At 73.0% G+C, this 15851-nt stretch carries 15 protein-coding genes and 1 pseudogene; 13 read left to right on the plus strand and 3 right to left on the minus strand.

The window, feature by feature from the left end:
- The first annotated feature begins 4 nt into the window (after positions 1-4).
- From N6H00_RS21275 to N6H00_RS21330, 12 genes and pseudogenes are all read left to right on the plus strand, one after another.
- Positions 5-901 carry an SRPBCC domain-containing protein gene (locus N6H00_RS21275; RefSeq protein WP_268973399.1) on the plus strand — a complete coding sequence of 299 codons (897 nt, stop codon included), beginning with the start codon at positions 5-7 and terminating at the stop codon, positions 899-901.
- 25 nt (positions 902-926) lie between these two features.
- Positions 927-1742, plus strand: a complete 816-nt coding sequence (locus tag N6H00_RS21280) for an aldose epimerase family protein (RefSeq protein ID WP_268973400.1) — start codon at positions 927-929, stop codon at positions 1740-1742.
- Between the two features lie 41 nt (positions 1743-1783).
- On the plus strand, positions 1784-2329 hold the full coding sequence (gene pyrE / locus N6H00_RS21285) for an orotate phosphoribosyltransferase (protein ID WP_268973401.1): 546 nt from the start codon (positions 1784-1786) through the stop codon (positions 2327-2329).
- Between the two features lie 189 nt (positions 2330-2518).
- Entirely contained in the window at positions 2519-3541 is a 1023-nt protein-coding gene (gene fbaA / locus N6H00_RS21290; RefSeq protein ID WP_268973402.1) for a class II fructose-bisphosphate aldolase, read from the plus strand.
- 162 nt (positions 3542-3703) lie between these two features.
- A complete protein-coding gene (locus tag N6H00_RS21295; protein WP_268973403.1) occupies positions 3704-5314 on the plus strand; it encodes an MFS transporter in 1611 nt (536 codons plus the stop codon).
- Between the two features lie 127 nt (positions 5315-5441).
- Positions 5442-5855 (plus strand): DUF3151 domain-containing protein, encoded by a 414-nt coding sequence (locus tag N6H00_RS21300; protein WP_268973404.1) that lies wholly within the window; start codon positions 5442-5444, stop codon positions 5853-5855.
- 248 nt (positions 5856-6103) lie between these two features.
- Entirely contained in the window at positions 6104-6940 is an 837-nt protein-coding gene (locus N6H00_RS21305; RefSeq protein WP_268973405.1) for a tryptophan 2,3-dioxygenase family protein, read from the plus strand.
- Positions 6933-8318 carry a kynureninase gene (kynU, locus tag N6H00_RS21310; RefSeq protein WP_268973406.1) on the plus strand — a complete coding sequence of 462 codons (1386 nt, stop codon included), beginning with the start codon at positions 6933-6935 and terminating at the stop codon, positions 8316-8318. The genes N6H00_RS21305 and kynU overlap by 8 nt, the downstream gene beginning before the upstream one ends.
- 3 nt (positions 8319-8321) lie before the next feature.
- Positions 8322-9332 (plus strand): alpha/beta hydrolase, encoded by a 1011-nt coding sequence (locus N6H00_RS21315; protein WP_268973407.1) that lies wholly within the window; start codon positions 8322-8324, stop codon positions 9330-9332.
- A gap of 125 nt (positions 9333-9457) precedes the next feature.
- Entirely contained in the window at positions 9458-9622 is a 165-nt protein-coding gene (locus N6H00_RS21320; RefSeq protein ID WP_268973408.1) for a hypothetical protein, read from the plus strand.
- A 6-nt stretch (positions 9623-9628) separates the two neighbouring features.
- A pseudogene (locus N6H00_RS21325) lies at positions 9629-9811 on the plus strand (LuxR C-terminal-related transcriptional regulator); the annotation flags it as partial.
- Between the two features lie 31 nt (positions 9812-9842).
- Positions 9843-11075: a cytochrome P450 gene (locus tag N6H00_RS21330; protein WP_268973409.1), complete on the plus strand. Its 1233-nt coding sequence runs from the start codon at positions 9843-9845 to the stop codon at positions 11073-11075.
- A gap of 112 nt (positions 11076-11187) precedes the next feature.
- On the opposite strand, the gene N6H00_RS21335 is transcribed toward N6H00_RS21330, so the two are convergent.
- On the minus strand, positions 11188-12840 hold the full coding sequence (locus N6H00_RS21335) for an ABC transporter permease (RefSeq protein ID WP_268973410.1): 1653 nt from the start codon (positions 12838-12840) through the stop codon (positions 11188-11190).
- The gene (locus N6H00_RS21340; RefSeq protein WP_268973411.1) at positions 12837-13754 is read right to left on the minus strand and encodes an ABC transporter ATP-binding protein; all 918 of its coding nucleotides are present in this window, start codon (positions 13752-13754) and stop codon (positions 12837-12839) included. The genes N6H00_RS21335 and N6H00_RS21340 overlap by 4 nt, the downstream gene beginning before the upstream one ends.
- Before the next feature lie 92 nt (positions 13755-13846).
- Between N6H00_RS21340 and N6H00_RS21345 the strand changes: the two genes are divergently transcribed.
- A complete protein-coding gene (locus N6H00_RS21345; RefSeq protein ID WP_268973412.1) occupies positions 13847-14368 on the plus strand; it encodes a GbsR/MarR family transcriptional regulator in 522 nt (173 codons plus the stop codon).
- A 204-nt stretch (positions 14369-14572) separates the two neighbouring features.
- On the opposite strand, the gene N6H00_RS21350 is transcribed toward N6H00_RS21345, so the two are convergent.
- Positions 14573-15742: a hypothetical protein gene (locus N6H00_RS21350; RefSeq protein WP_443073001.1), complete on the minus strand. Its 1170-nt coding sequence runs from the start codon at positions 15740-15742 to the stop codon at positions 14573-14575.
- Positions 15743-15851 lie beyond the last annotated feature (109 nt).

Raw genomic sequence — 15851 nt, forward strand, 5'->3', positions numbered from 1 at the left:
AGCTATGGAGCATGAGGTGTTCGTTCCGTTTCCCGTCGACACCGTCCGGCTGGCGCTCGCGGAGCCCGACCGCGTCGCCCGTTGCGTTCCCGGGCTCCAGCAGGACGCCGATGAGGCCGCCGGTCCGCTCGCCGGCCGGCTGCGGCTGCGCATCGGCGGGTCCACCATCACCTACCGCGGCGCCCTGCGCGTCGGCCGGCGCGCGGATGTCTTCGAGATCGAGGGCGAGGGCACCGAGGTGCGCGGCGGCGGCTCGGTGAAGCTCGCGCTGACCGTGACGCCGAAGCCCGTCGAGGGCGGCACGGAGCTGCTCTGCTCCGGGACGGTCCGCAGCGAGGGGCGGCTGGCCGAGTTCGACGAGGAGGCGGCCACCACCGTGGCCCGCCGCCTGCTGGACCGGTTCGCCTCGGCGCTCGCGGCCGGGCTGGAGACGTCCCCGATCACCGCGGCCACCGAGGGCGAGGCCACCGGCGCGGCAGCCGAGGACGCGGCCGCCGAGGACGAGGGCGAGGGCGCGGCCGCCACCGGGGACGAGACCGGGCTGCCGACCGAGGCCGAGCTTCCGCTGTCGGCCGACGACATGGACATCGAGGACGTCGGCGATCTCGACGAGGCGGACGCCGTCGAGGAGCCCGTCGGCTTGGGCGACCTGGGCGACCTCGGCGATCTCGATGACCTGGACGAGGAGCCCCCGGCCGAGGCCGCCCACGCCCGCCGCACGATGATCGGCCGCTCCACCGAGGAGGTCGACCACGCCCCGCCGCGCGGCCGCTACGCCCCCGTCCCCGCGCCCGAGACCGTCTCCACCAGCGCCACACTGCGCTGGGCCGCGCCCGCCGCGGCCGTGGTGCTCGCCTCGGTCGTCGTGGTGGGACGTCGGGTACTTCGCCGCCGCCGGTGAGCGTGTGCGCATAGGGTCGGTAGCTGTGACCACCGAAGAGACAACGGAGACCAAGGGCGTACGGCTGACCGCCGGGGACGCCGAGCTGACCGTCTCACCCGAGCACGGCTGCCGTATCGGCTCACTGCGCATCGGCGGTACGGAGCTGCTGCGGCAGGGCCCGCGGTTCGGGTCGTTCCCGATGGTGCCGTGGTGCGGCCGCACCGGGCTGGGCCGGTTCCGCAACGGCGGACGGACCCACCAGCTGCCCGTCAACTCCCCGCCGCACGCGATCCACGGAACCGGCCGGAACGTCGCCTGGACCCCGGTCAGCACCGGGCGGTCCAGCGCGGCCTTCACCTACGACCTCGCCGACCCCTGGCCGTACGAGGGCCGGGTCACCCAGACCTTCGAGCTCGCCCCGGACAGCCTGACCGTCACCATGAGCGTGGAGACCGAGGGCGATTCCTTCCCGGCGCAGGCGGGCTGGCACCCCTGGTTTCTGCGGAACCTGGGCGAGGGCGGTGCCGATGTCCAGCTCGCCTTCGACGCGGCGTGGCAGGAGGAGCGCGGGGAGGACCACCTGCCCACCGGCCACCGCATCGCGCCGAAGCCCGGCCCCTGGGACGACTGCTTCGGCATGCCGCAGGGCGTGGACGTCACGCTCACCTGGCCCGGCCGGCTCGAACTGAAGGTCACCAGCCGGACGGAGTGGGTGGTCGTCTACGACGAGCAGGCGGAGGCGGTGTGCGTGGAACCGCAGTCCGGGCCGCCCAACGGCCTCAACAGCCTGCCGCGCCTGGTCACCCCCATCGATCCGCTGGAGATCTCCATGACCTGGAGCTGGCGGGCACTGGCGTAGCGGAGCGGCTTGGAGGGGGCCGAGGGCCACGGCTTAAGCTCATGCGCATGAGCGATGCGCGTGAGGCCCTGCTTCAGCAGATCAAGGACAAGGCCGTGGTCCACGGCAAGGTGACCCTCTCCTCCGGGCGTGAGGCCGACTACTACATCGACCTGCGCCGGGTCACCCTGGACGCCGAGGCCGCGCCGCTGGTCGGGCAGGTCATGCTCGCCACCACGGCCGATCTGGAGTACGACGCGGTGGGCGGGCTGACGCTCGGCGCCGACCCGGTGGCCACGTCCATGCTGCACGCGGCCGCCGCGCGCGGCCGTCGGCTCGACGCCTTCGTGGTCCGCAAGGCCCAGAAGACCCACGGGATGCAGCGGCGGATCGAGGGCCCGGACATCGCGGGCCGCCGGGTGCTGGTCGTCGAGGACACCTCCACCACCGGCGGCTCGCCGCTGACCGCGGTGGAGGCGGCGCGGGAGGCGGGTGCGGAGGTCGTCGCGGTGGCGACGATCGTCGAGCGCGGCGCCGCACCGGCGATCGCGGACGCCGGGCTGCCGTACCTCCCGGCGTACTCACTCGCCGACCTCGGGCTGAGCTGAACCCCGGCCGACCTCGGGCTGAGCCGGTGTGGGTGGGGTTTCACGTGAAACCACCCCACCCCCGTCCGTGTGGTCCCCGCGTGCGCCGAGTGGAGCAATCGGCGGAGTCTGGGATTATGGCCCCGACGATGACGTCGCCCCTAGGTCAGGGCCAAGAACGACTAACCCGCACACACAAGGAGCGGACAGATGCCCATCGCATCCCCTGAGATCTACAACGAGATGCTCGACCGGGCGAAGGCGGGCAAGTTCGCCTACCCGGCGATCAACGTGACGTCGACGCAGACTCTGCACGCCGCCCTGCGCGGCTTCGCCGAGGCGGAGAGCGACGGCATCGTCCAAATCTCCACCGGTGGTGCCGAGTTCCTGGGTGGCCAGTACCAGAAGGACATGGTGACCGGTGCGGTCGGCCTCGCCGAGTTCGCGCATGTCGTCGCCGAGAAGTACCCGGTGAACATCGCCCTCCACACCGACCACTGCCCCAAGGACAAGCTGGACGGCTATGTCCGCCCGCTGCTCAAGGTCTCCCAGGAGCGCGTCGCCAAGGGCCAGAACCCGCTGTTCCAGTCCCACATGTGGGACGGCTCCGCCGAGACGCTCGACGACAACCTCCGCATCGCGCAGGAGCTGCTCGCCGAGGCCGTCAAGGCGAAGATCATCCTCGAGGTCGAGATCACCCCGACCGGTGGTGAGGAGGACGGCATCTCGCATGAGATCAACGACGAGCTCTACACGACGGTCGACGACACGCTGCGCACCGCCGAGGCCCTCGGCCTGGGCGACAAGGGCCGCTACCTGCTGGCCGCCTCCTTCGGCAACGTCCACGGTGTCTACAAGCCGGGCAACGTCGTCCTCCGTCCGGAGCTGCTGCGTCAGCTCCAGGACGGTGTCGCCGCGAAGTACGGCAAGCAGGACCCGTTCTTCTTCGTCTTCCACGGCGGCTCCGGCTCCACGGAGGAGGAGATCCGCACCGCGCTGGAGAACGGCGTGGTGAAGATGAACCTCGACACGGACACCCAGTACGCCTTCACCCGCCCGATCGCGGACCACATGTTCCGCAACTACGACGGGGTGCTGAAGGTCGACGGCGAGGTCGGCAACAAGAAGACCTACGACCCGCGCAGCTGGGGCAAGCTCGCCGAGAAGGGGATGGCCGAGCGGGTCACCAAGGCGTGTGAGAACCTCCGGTCCACCGGGACGAAGCTGAAGTAATTCCGCGGCTCGAGCAGTTCTGCTGCTCGAGTGGTTCTCCGGTTCGAGTGGGTTCTGCTGCTCGCGCCTTCCGGGCCCGGCGCTCGCCTTCGCGGCGAGCCGCCGGGCCCGTTCACGTGGTGGGTTGGCCCCGTGGGGGCCGTACGCGGGATGATTCCAGGTATGGCAGGTGTGCGGCTCTCCGCGCCGGCGGGGCGGTGGCTGGTGTTCACCACCGTGCTGGGCTCCGCCATGGCCTTGCTCGACAGCACCGTCGTCAATGTGGCCCTGCCGCGCATCGGGCTCGATCTGGGCGCCGACCTGGCCGTACTCCAGTGGACCGTCAACGCCTACATGCTCACCCTCGCCGGACTGATCCTGCTCGGCGGGGCGCTCGGGGACCGGTTCGGGCGGCGGCGGGTGTTCGTCACCGGGGTGGTGTGGTTCGCGCTGGCCTCGCTGGCGTGCGGGCTGGCGCCGAACGCCGCGGTGCTCATCGCCGCGCGGGCGTTTCAGGGCATCGGCGGGGCGCTGCTCACCCCCGGATCGCTCGCGCTGATCCAGTCGGTGATCCACGCCGATGACCGGGCGCGGGCGATCGGGCTGTGGTCCGGCTTCGGCGGGGTCGGGGCCGCGATCGGGCCGTTCCTCGGCGGCTGGCTGGTGGACGGGCCCGGCTGGCGCTGGGTGTTCTTCCTCAATGTGCCGCTGGCTGCGGTGTGCGCGCCGGTCGCTTTGCGCCATGTGCCGGAGACCAGCGATCCACAGGCGCGCGGCCGGTTCGACGTCCTCGGCGCCGTGCTGGGCGCGGCCGCGCTCGGCCTGGTCACGTACGCGCTGATCGCCGCGCCGCAAAAGGGCGTCTCGCCCGCGGTGGTGGTCCCGGCCGTCGCCGGACTGGCGCTGGGGGCGGCCTTCGTCGCCGTGGAGCGCAGGCGTCCCGAGCCGATGCTGCCGCTCTCCATCTTCTCGTCCCGCCAGTTCAGCGCCGTCAACGCGGTGACCCTGTGCGTCTACGCGGCCTTCAGCGGCTTCTTCTTCCTCTCGGTGCTCGACCTCCAGGTGGTCGTGGGCTACTCCGCGCTGGCCGCCGGTACCGCGCTGCTGCCCACGACGGCGCTGATGCTGGTGTTGTCGGCCCGCTCGGGAGAGCTGGGCGCGCGCATCGGCCCGCGCATCCCGCTGACCGTCGGCCCGCTGCTGTGCGCGGCGGGGATGCTGCTGATGACCCGGGCCGGGGCGGGGGCGGTCTACTGGCGGGACATCCTGCCCGCGCTGGTGGTGCTGGGCATGGGCATGGTGGTGCTGGTCGCCCCGCTCACCGCGACCGTCCTGGCTTCGGTGGACGTCGGCCGCGCGGGTCTGGCCAGCGGTATCAACAACGCGGCGGCGCGTGCGGCGGGACTGGTCTCGGTGGCGGCGCTGCCACTGCTCGCGGGGATGGGCCCGGAGGCGTACCGGTCGCCGGACGCGTTCGCCGACACCTTCCGGCGGGCGATGCCGATCTGTGCCGGGGTGCTGGTGCTGGGCGCGATCCTCGCCTGGCGCACGGTGCGCTCGGACGCCCTGGAGCGGGCGGGGGCGGACGTGGGTGCGGAGGCGGTCGCCGAAGCGGGTGCGGAAGCGGGTGCCGAGGCGGTCGCGGGGCCGGAGGGGGCCGAGGCCGTCGCGCCCGGAGAACGGGCGAAGGGCGCCGAGCGCGCCGAGCGGCCCCCGTGCCGTCCCGAGTGCGCCTACCACTGCGGTGTGTCCGCCCCGCCCCTGGACCCGGGCGAGCAGCGCCCCCACACCTGACCCGCGCCCTCGTCCGCCCCCTGGACCGAGGCCCGAGGATCGAGGACCGAAGCTCCCAGGACCGACTCGGCGGGCCGGTTGGCTTGAGCGTGTCGGGTGGGGCTCCGGACCAGGCAGACTGGAACCCATGGCCATTCACGAGAACCTGCTCGGGGGACCGCCCCCGACCCATCTGCCCGACGACCCCGAGCCGCGGGAGCTGCTCGCCTCCGGCGCGGCCCCGGCCGAGGTCGCCGCGAAGTACCCGGCCTCCTCGCTCGCCTGGGCGCAGCTCGCCGACGAGGCGTTCGAGGGCGGCCGGGTGGTCGAGTCCTACGCGTACGCCCGCACCGGCTACCACCGCGGACTCGATGCCCTGCGCCGCAACGGCTGGAAGGGCCACGGTCCGGTGCCCTTCGAGCACGAGCCCAACCGTGGCTTCCTGCGCGCCCTGCACGCGCTCGCACGCGCCGCGCAGGCCATCGGTGAGCAGGAGGAGTACGAGCGCTGCTCCACCTTCCTCCGCGAGAGCTCCCCGACCGCGGCGGACACGCTTTCCTGAGCTGCCGCTACCTTTCTCCACCTGCCTCGTCTCAGTCGTCTCCGCTGAACTGAGGCGTAACCAGACGCACCGGGCCTGTGGGGCGGCATACGCCCCACGGGCCCCTTCCGTACTTGCCGTTCCTCCGCGCGACACGGATGATGCGGAGCGGGGCCCCTTCGGCTGTGGGCCCCGAGGGGACCGGGGCTCCGAGACCGAGAGGAAGGGGCGGACCGCTACCCGGTAGCGAGCAGTACACAGGAGACGCGATGTCGCAGCAGCCTGTCCCTGACCACCCCGACGCTCCCCACCTGGAATTCGACGGCACCACGCCGTACGAGGACTACGTCCGGGCGTCCGTGCTCACCCACCTCCAGCGCCCGCTCTCCGACGATCCCGGCGAGATGGTCTTCCTGGTCACCACCCAGGTCATGGAGCTGTGGTTCACCGTCCTCGTCCATGAGTGGCAGACCGCCGCGCAGGCGCTGCGCGAGGACGATCTGCCCACTGCGATGGCCGCGCTCCAGCGCTCGGCCTACGAGCTGGAGTCGCTCAACGCGTCCTGGACGCCGCTGGCCCATCTCACCCCCGGCCAGTTCAACGCGTACCGTTCCGCGCTCGGCGAGGGCTCGGGCTTCCAGTCGGCGATGTACCGGCGGCTGGAGTTCCTGCTCGGCGAGAAGTCCGCGGCCATGCTCGTCCCGCACCGGGGCGCGCCGCAGGTCCACGCCGAGCTGGAGAAGGCGCTGACCGAGCCCAGCCTCTACGACGAGGTGCTGCGCTATCTCGCCCGCCGCGGCCTCGCCGTCCCGGCCTCCGTACTGGACCGCGATCCCACCCTGCGCTACGAGCCGGACGCGGGCGTGGAGCGGGTCTGGGAGGAGATCTACTCCGGCCCGCGCGACAGTGAGCTGATCCGGCTCGGTGAGGCACTCACCGAGGTCGCCGAGCTGGTGTGGCGCTGGCGCAACGACCACTTGGTGGCGACCCGGCGGGCGATGGGCGCCAAGACCGGCACCGGCGGTTCGGCCGGGGTGGCCTGGCTGGAGAAGCGCGCGGCGAAGACCGTCTTCCCCGAGCTGTGGACGGCGCGCAGCCATGTCTGACGCGACGATCCCTCCGGAGCCGCGCGGCGCCGAGCCGGCCGGCGCCGAGCCGTCGGCCGGCGCCGAGTCGTCCGTGTCCGGACTGCCCGGCGCCGGGCAGTCCGAGGCCGAGCTGACCGGCGTCGAGCCGACCGGCGTCGAGCCGACCGGCGTCGCGTCGGTCGGTGTCGAGTCCGCCGAGGTCGGTCTGGTCGGCGAAGCCGCCAGGCTCGACGCAGCCGACGGGCTGCGTGCCAAGCGTGACGCCTTCACCCTCGACGACGCGATCTACCTCGACGGCAACTCGCTGGGCGCGCTGCCGCGTGCCGTTCCGCCCCGGCTGGCCGATGTCGTCGCCCGCGAATGGGGGCGGCTGCGCATCCGCTCCTGGGAGGAGAGCGGCTGGTGGACCGCGCCGGAGCGGATCGGCGACCGCGTCGGCCGACTCCTCGGCGCCGCCCCCGGCCAGGTGGTGGTGGGCGACTCGACGAGCGTGAACGTCTTCAAGGCGGTCGTCGCGGCCGTACGGATCGCACAGGAGCGCGGCGCCCACCGCGATCAGATCCTGGTCGACGAGGCCACCTTCCCCACCGACGGCTATATCGCCGAGTCCGCCGCCCGGATGACCGGCTGCACCCTGCGGCCGGTGGCCGCGCGCGACGTCCCCACCGCCGTCGGCCCGCGCACCGCCGTCGCGCTCGTCAACCACGTGGACTACCGCACCGGCCGCCTCCACGACCTGCCCGCGACCACGGCCGCCGTGCAGGCGGCGGGCGCGCTCATCGTGTGGGACCTGTGCCACAGCGCAGGCGCCCTGCCGGTCGGACTGGACGCCCACGGGGTCGACCTCGCGGTCGGCTGTACGTACAAGTACCTCAACGGCGGGCCCGGCGCGCCCGCGTACCTGTACGTCGCCCGAGCGCATCAGCCCCGGTTCGACTCGCCGCTCCCCGGCTGGAACTCGCATGCCGACCCCTTCGGCATGGACTCCGCCTACACCCCGGCCGACGGTGCGGCCCGCGGCCGCGTCGGCACCCCGGACATCCTCTCGATGCTGGCGCTGGAGGCCGCGCTGGAGGTGTGGGACGACGTGGCGATCGAGGACGTCAGGGCCAAGAGCCTGGCCCTGACGGACTTCTTCCTCCGCTGCGTCGAGGACTACGTCCCGGCGGGCCGCGTCCGGTCCCTCACCCCCGCCGCACACGCCGAGCGCGGCAGCCAGGTGGCGCTGCGGTGCGCGGACGCGGGGGAGGTGATGGCGGGGCTGGTGCGGCGCGGTGTCATCGGCGACTTCCGCCGCCCCGATGTGCTGCGCTTCGGCTTCACCCCGCTGTATACGGGCTTCGCCGAGGTGGAGCGGGCGGCGCGGGTGCTGGCCGCCGTGCTGAGGGAGGGCTGACCGATGGGCGGCCAGGCGGCCGAGGAGGCGTCGGTCTTCGCGCTCGCACCCGTGGCCCCGGACCGGACCGCCGCGTACGGCGAACACCCGGACCAGGTGGTGGACTTCTACCTTCCGCCCGAGGCGTCCCGTCCCGCCCCGCTGGTCCTCCTCTTCCACGGCGGCGCCTGGCGCGCACCTTACGATCGCCGCCATGTGTCCCCCTTCGCCGCGTTCCTGGCGGGGCGGGGTCTCGCGGTGGCGTCGGTGGAGTACCGCCGGGGCGGGGCCGGCTCGTCCCCGCCCGGCCCGGCCGCCCGCGACGGACAGGGCCCGCGGACCGAGGACCGCGACGTGCCGGGCGGTGGGCCGGGCACCGGCCCGCGCTCCGGGCGGGACGGCCCCGGCGGGGCGCCGCGGGCGGGGCGGTGGCCGGAGACGTTCGACGACATCGCCGCCGCCGTGGATCTCGTACCGGGGCTCGTCCGGGAGCTCGGACTGCCCGGGGTCGACACGGACCGCACCGTGCTCACCGGGCACTCCGCGGGCGGACACGCCGTGCTGTGGGCGGCGGCCCGGCACCGGCTGCCGTCCGGCACTCCTTGGCATCTGCCCTCGCCCTCCCCGCTCCGTGGTGTCGTCGCCCTCGCCCCGATCGCGGACCTCGCCACGGCTCGCGCACTGGACGTCTGCTCCGGCGCCGTGGGTGAACTCCTCGGCGAAGGCGAAGGCGAAGGCGAAGACGACGGCGACGGTGACGGCGTCGGCGTCGGCGACGGTGGCGAACTCGCGGTCCGGCTGGCCCTCGCCGACCCCGCCGCGCTGCTGCCCACCGCGATCCCCACCACCATCGTGCAGGGCGGCACCGATATCGATGTGCCGCCGGCGGTCGCGGCCGCCTTCGCGGCGGCCGCGGCCCGCGCCGGGCAGCGGGTGCGGCTCGTCACGACCGAGGGCGGCCACTTCCCGCCGATCGACCCCACCACGCCCGCCGCACACACCACCGCCGAGGAGATCGCCCGGCTGGCCACGTAGCAGCCGGGGCGCATCCCGCCACGTACGAACCAGGGCGCATCCGGCTCGTAGTACTGGAGACGGGCCCCGGACCATCAGCCAATCCGGGGACGACGGCGCCGCGTCCGGTCCCCACCGTGAGACGCGTGGCTGGGGAGACGGTCCCGCGGACCGAACTCCATACGCATCGCCGAGCGTTGTCCGATCTGCGGAAGGACGTGATCAGCACGTTCTCCCGGATCGGCGAGGCCACCGGGTTCGCCGCCCGGTGCGTCTCCACGCGGCAGCGGGTGACCGAGCTGATGAGCTGACCGAAGCGGGAGAACGACGTGCTGATGCCGGTCGCCCAGGGCTGCTCCAAAGCCGAGATCGCCGAACGGCTGATCGTCGCCGAGCCGACGGCGAAGCCGCATGTCAGCCGGAGTCTGCCGAAGTCGGGGCCGCGCGGCCGCGCCCAGGCGGTGGTGTGCGCGTACGAGGTCCGCCTGGTGACCTCTGGAGGCCGAGCGGGCCCGGCGGTACCGTCCGGGGATGAGCACGAGTGCGAGCAGTGCAGAAGCCCCTGCTTTCGACCCGTGGCGGCCGTCGTTCGTCGCGGACCCGTATCCGGCGTACGCCGCGCTGCGCGAGCGCGGCCGCGCGCACTGGTTCGAGCCCACCCGCCAGTGGCTGATCCCGCGTCACGCGGACGTCAGCGCCCTGCTGCGGGACCGCAGGCTCGGCCGCACCTATCTGCACCGGTTCAGCCATGAGGAGTTCGGCCGCACCGCGCCGCCGCCCGAGCACGAGCCGTTCCACACGCTCAACGACCACGGCATGCTCGATCTCGAACCGCCGGACCACACCCGGCTGCGCCGCCTGGTCTCCAAGGCGTTCACCCCGCGGACGGTCGAGGCACTGGTGCCGACGATCCAGCGGCTCGCGGAGGAGCTCGTCGACTCCCTCGTCGCCTCGGGCGGCGGCGATCTCATCGCGACGGTCGCCGAACCGCTGCCGGTCGCCGTGATCGCCGAGATGCTCGGCATTCCGCGGGCCGACCGCTCCGCCCTGCGACCCTGGTCGGCGGAGATCTGCGGGATGTACGAACTCAATCCGAGCGAGGAGACGGCCCGTCGGGCGGTGCGCGCGTCCCTCGACTTCTCCGCCTATCTGCGCGGACTGATCGGCGCGCGCCGCAAGACCCCGGGGGACGATCTGATCAGCGCGCTCATCGCCGCCCACGACGAGGGCGACCGGCTCACCGAGCAGGAGATGATCTCCACCTGTGTGCTGTTGCTCAACGCGGGCCACGAGGCCACCGTCAACACCACCGGCAACGGCTGGTGGGCGCTCTTCCGCCACCCCGAGCAGCTCGCCCTGCTCCGCGCCGACCCCGACGCGCTGCTGCCCACCGCCGTGGACGAACTCCTGCGGTTCGACACCCCGCTCCAGCTCTTCGAGCGCTGGGTGCTGGAGGACATCGAGGTCGGCGGTACGGTCATTCCGCGCGGCAGCGAGGTCGCCCTGCTCTTCGGCTCGGCCAACCGCGATCCGGACCGCTTCGACCGCCCCGACACCCTCGACCTCGCCCGCGCCGACAACCCGCATGTCAGCTTCGGCGCCGGTATCCACTACTGCCTCGGCGCCCCGTTGGCCCGTCTGGAGCTCATCGCCTCCTTCGGTGCCCTGCTCCGCAAGGCGCCCGGGTTGCGGCTGGTCAGGGAGCCGGAGCGGCGGGCGAACTTCGTCATCCGAGGGCTGCGGGAGCTGATGGTCGAGCTCTGAGCGGAGACGGATACGCACGGAGACGGAACCCGCGGAGACGAATACGCCCCCTGTTGTCCACAGGCTGTGGACAACAGGGGGCGGGTGCCGGGATGTGGTGGGCCGACGGGGGTCAGCCGCCGATGTCACGACGGCGCAGACCCACCAGTCCTCCGGCGGCCAGAACGACCGAGAGGAGCAGCAGCCACAGGAAGGGTGCGGCCGTTACGTCGTCGCCCGGCAGCTTCGGCAGATGGCTGAAGGGCGAGGTGTCCATGACGGGCTGGGAGAACTCGAGCGCCGGGCCCATCCAGCCCACGGCCACCACCCAGCCGACCGCTCCCCAGGCCACGGCCGCGTACTTCGGCAGCACGCCCACCAGGAAGAGCGTCAGGCTGGTGACCACCCACAGCGCCGGGAGCTGGGCGAGGGTGGCGCCCAGGGTGCGGGGGAGCTGGTCGGCCAGATCGTCCGCGGCGAGGCCGTAGCCCAGGCCCAGCGCCAGACCGCCGATGGCGAGCACGGCGACCGGGCCGAGGTAGGCGATGACCAGATGGCTCCCGGCCCAGCGCAGCCGGCTGACCGCGTTGGACAGCAGGGGTTCGGCGCGCTGGTCGGTCTCCTCGCTGCGCAGCCGCAGCACGGAGCTGGCGGTGTAGACGGTGAGGATGGTGCCGAGGACGCCGACCATGGCGGCCAGGAAGGCGTCGCTGAGCCCCTGCGCGCCGCCCATCCGCTGGATGATGTCGCGGGTCTGGTCGCTGTCGCCGAGGAAATCGTCGGCGCCGTCGGAGATGCTGCCGAAAATGGCGCCCGCGAAGACGAAGCCCGCGGCCCAGCCGAACAGGGCACCGCGCTGAAGCCGCCAGCCCAGACCGTAGACGCCGGCCAGCAGCGGGCCGGCGGCCGCGGGGCCGGGACGGCTGGCGTAGAAGCTGGCGCCCACGTCGCGCCGGCCCGCCAGGGAGTACGCGAGGGAGATGGAGGCGGCGGCGAGGACGGCGACCAGCAGCAGCGGCCACCAGCGCTCGTCCGCGTACGGCCGGGCGTACTCGGCCCAGCCCAGGGGCGAGAGCCAGACCAGGACGTGGCCGGAGCCCTCGCTGCCGTCCTCGGCGGCGTCACCCGCCATGCGCAGCACGAAGGCGACGCCGACCAGGGCGGAGCTCAGGCCCCGGGCCAGCCGGGTGTTCTCGGTGAGCTGGGCCGCGACGGCGGCCAGCCCGCCGAACGCCATCCCGGACAGGCCGACGGCGAGGCCGAAGGCGAGCGCACCGGTGCCGCCCTGGCCCGCGAGGCTGCCCGCGATGAGCAGGGTCACCGCGCCGTTGGCGATGGCCACGGTGAGCAGGGCCGAGGTGAGACCGGCGCGGCGGCCCACCATGCCGGCGGAGAGCGCCTCCTGGCGGCCGGTCTCCTCCTCCTCGCGGGTGTGCCGGAGCACGATGAGCAGGCTCATGATCGCGGCGAACACGGCCAGGAAGGCGCCCACGCGCCAGACGGTGAGCGCGCCGAGCGAATCGTCGAAGGCGGCGCCGAACAGGGCGCGCGTCGAGCCGTTCCCGTTCATGTCGCGGACGAGGTCGGCGCGCTGCTCAGGGGTCTCGTACGCGCTCTTCAGACGGCCGACGGTGCTGCTGGCCGTCAGCCCCAGGCACAGCACCCACACCGGCATCATGATCCGGTCCCGCCGCAGGGCGAGCCGCAGCAGGGTGCCGGTGCCGGCCAGGTCGTGGGCCGATCCGCGGGCGCGGGGGGAGACCCGGGTGTCGGCTACGGCGGTCATCGGGTGATCGCCTCGGCTTCCGTGCGCGTGACGTCGTCCTGGTAGTGGCGGAGGAAGAGCTCCTCCAGGGTGGGCGGCGTGGAGATGAGGCTGCGCACCCCCACCTGGGTGAGCTGCCGCAGCACGGCGTCCATCTTGTCGGAGTCGACCTGGAGCTTGACCTGGTGGCCCTGGACGTCCACGTTGTGCACACCGGGGAGGCCGGACAGGCCGTTCGGCTCGCCGGCCAGCTCGGCGGTCACCGACGTACGGGTCAGGTGGCGCAGCTCGGCGAGCGTGCCGGACTCCACCCGCCTGCCCTTGCGGATGATGCTGACCCGCCGGCACAGCGCCTCGACCTCGCTGAGGATGTGGCTGGAGAGCAGCACCGTACGACCGCGGTCGCGCTCCTCGGCGACGCACTCGCGGAAGACCTCCTCCATGAGCGGGTCGAGCCCGGAGGTCGGCTCGTCGAGGATCAGCAGCTCCACTTCGGAGGCGAACGCGGCGACCAGGGCGACCTTCTGGCGGTTGCCCTTGGAGTAGGTACGGCCCTTCTTGGTGGGGTCGAGCTCGAACCGCTCCAGGAGCTCGGCACGGCGTGCGGTATCCAGCCCCCCGCGCAGCCGCCCGTACAGGTCGATGACCTCCCCACCGCTCAGGTTGCGCCACAGGGTGACGTCTCCGGGGACGTACGCGATGTGGCGATGGAGGTCGACCGCGTCGTGCCAGGGGTCCTTGCCGAGCATCTGCACCGCTCCGGAATCGGCGCGCAGCAGGCCCAGGAGAACCCGGATGGTGGTGGACTTCCCGGCGCCGTTGGGCCCGAGGAAGCCATGGACCTCGCCTGCCTCGACTTCGAGGTCGAGGCCGTCCAACGCGTGGGTCCGGCCGAAGGACTTATGCAGACCGGACACGGAGATTGCCGTTTTCATGATACCGAAGCTACGCTACTTTCAGAAAATTGTGAAGTTAAGGAACCATATAAACTTATGATGATGTGACAAAGAGAGGAGATGATGAAGCGGTGAGGGAGACGACCGAACCGGAGAGCGCGCCCGGTGGTGAGCGTGACGAGGCGGCGGTGTCCAGGTTCGTCGAGCGGTTCGCGGCCGACCTGGCCGAGTCCGGGATGCAGCGCATGGCGGCGCGGGTCTTCGCGGCGCTTCTCGTCTCCGACTCCGGGGCCCTCTCCTCCGCCGAGCTGGCCGAGCGGCTGCGGATCAGCCCGGCCGCGGTCTCGGGCGCGATCCGCTATCTGTCCCAGGTGGAGATGGTGGTGCGGGAGCGCGAACCGGGCTCCCGCCGCGATCGCTACCGGCTCTTCAACGAGGTCTGGTACGAGACCCTGACCCGCCGCGACCAGATGATCTCCCGCTGGGAGAGCACCATGCGGGACGGCGCGAAGGTGCTGGGCCCCGGCACCCCGGCGGGGCGGCGGATCACCGAGACCGCCGACTTCTTCGAGTTCGTCCAGCAGGAGCTGCCCAAGATGCTGGAGCGCTGGCGCCACCAGCAGGCCGAGCGGCGCGCGGCCGAGGCGGGGTAACGGGCCGGGACGCGGCACACCTCCGCCCGACCCGGTGCCGCACCGGGTTGCGCCCGGCGGCGGTGTGCTTCTGCCCGTCCCGGCCGGACGGCGCTCCCGTCCGGCCCCTCGCGGGCCGTCCGCGTGGTGGCGGCAGTCTCGTCGTGCCGTCCGGCCGGACGGCGTGGCGGTGCGTGTCTCGCCCCGTGGCGGCCCGAGCGGCGCTCAAGGTCCGTGCGGCAGCATGAGGCTCCACGCCTCGGCCAGGACCGTCCAGGTGCGGCTGCGGACCGGGCCCCGGACCAGCGCGTCCGCGTGATAGTGGAAGTCCTGGCCGGAGACGGTGACGGCCCGCGCCCGGGTGCGCAGCGGACCGTCCGCGGCGTGCGGATGGACCACGACCTCGGCCAGTCCGCCGCCCGGTGCCGCCGTCGAGACCGAGACCCGTTCCACCGGCCGGTCCAGATCGGTCAGCAGCACCCCGTCCGCCTCGATCCGCAGCCGCTGTGGCGGCGGATGCGCCGGCCGCCGGGCGCCGCCGGCCAGCCCGATCATGGGGAGCGAGAGCAATGTCAGGGCGGTGCGGGCGGTACGGGCCGCCGGGGTCCACCACGGCCGGTGGCCGTCGCCCTCCGGAGCGCCGCCCCGCGGACCGTGGCCGGGCGGGTCCCCGCTGTCCTTGCCGTCACGATCCGGGTGGTCGTGGCGGTCGTGCCGGCCGTCGTGGTCATGGTCATGGTCGTGGTCGCAGGGGGCGCAGGGGTCGCAGTGGCAGTCCCGGCCCCTGGCCGCGCCGCCGTGCGGGCCCTGACCGTGCCCGCCCGTTCCGCCTGGTCCGCCCGGCCCGGCCGTTCCATCCGGTCCGGCCGGTCCGGCCGTCGTGCCGCATCCGTCGGCCGGGGTCCCGTGCGCACCGTAAGGAGTGAGTCCGGAGGGGATGCGCAGCCCGCCGAGGACCACCCCGCCGCTCTCGTCCACCAGCAGATCCCGCGGGCGCGCGACCCCGTCGAGGACCGTACGGGCCGCGGTGACCGTGTCCGTCGGCACCCCGAGCGAATGGGCCAGGGCGATCGTCGCGGAGCCCCCGACCGGGACCACCGACAGCGTCGCGTCCGCGAGCTCCCGGCGCCGGTGCAGCAGTTCCACGATCCGCAGCAGGGCGCGGTCGTCGCCCACCACCACCGGGCGGCGGGTGCCCCGGCGGGCCAGTGCCCGCTCGACTTCCTCAGGGCCGTCCGGCAGGCAGATTTTCGTCGGCGCGCCCGCGCACAGCACATCTTTCGCGATCCGCACCGACTCCCCGTCTGTTCGCCGGGCATGGGGGTCGATGACGATGAGCAGCGGGCGCTGCCGGACGGTGTCCGGTGCGGGGGGCCGGGGATCTGGAGCCGACACCTCGGTCCTTCCTCAGGTAATCTCTCGGTGCAAGAGCCCCTGTCGCTGTTGCGCCAGGGGCTTCGTCTATCCGGGGCACCGGTTCGACGGCTCTTGTGGTGGCGTACGT

The sequence above is a fragment of the Streptomyces sp. S465 genome (assembly GCF_026898115.1).
Taxonomy (GTDB): domain Bacteria; phylum Actinomycetota; class Actinomycetes; order Streptomycetales; family Streptomycetaceae; genus Streptomyces; species Streptomyces luomodiensis.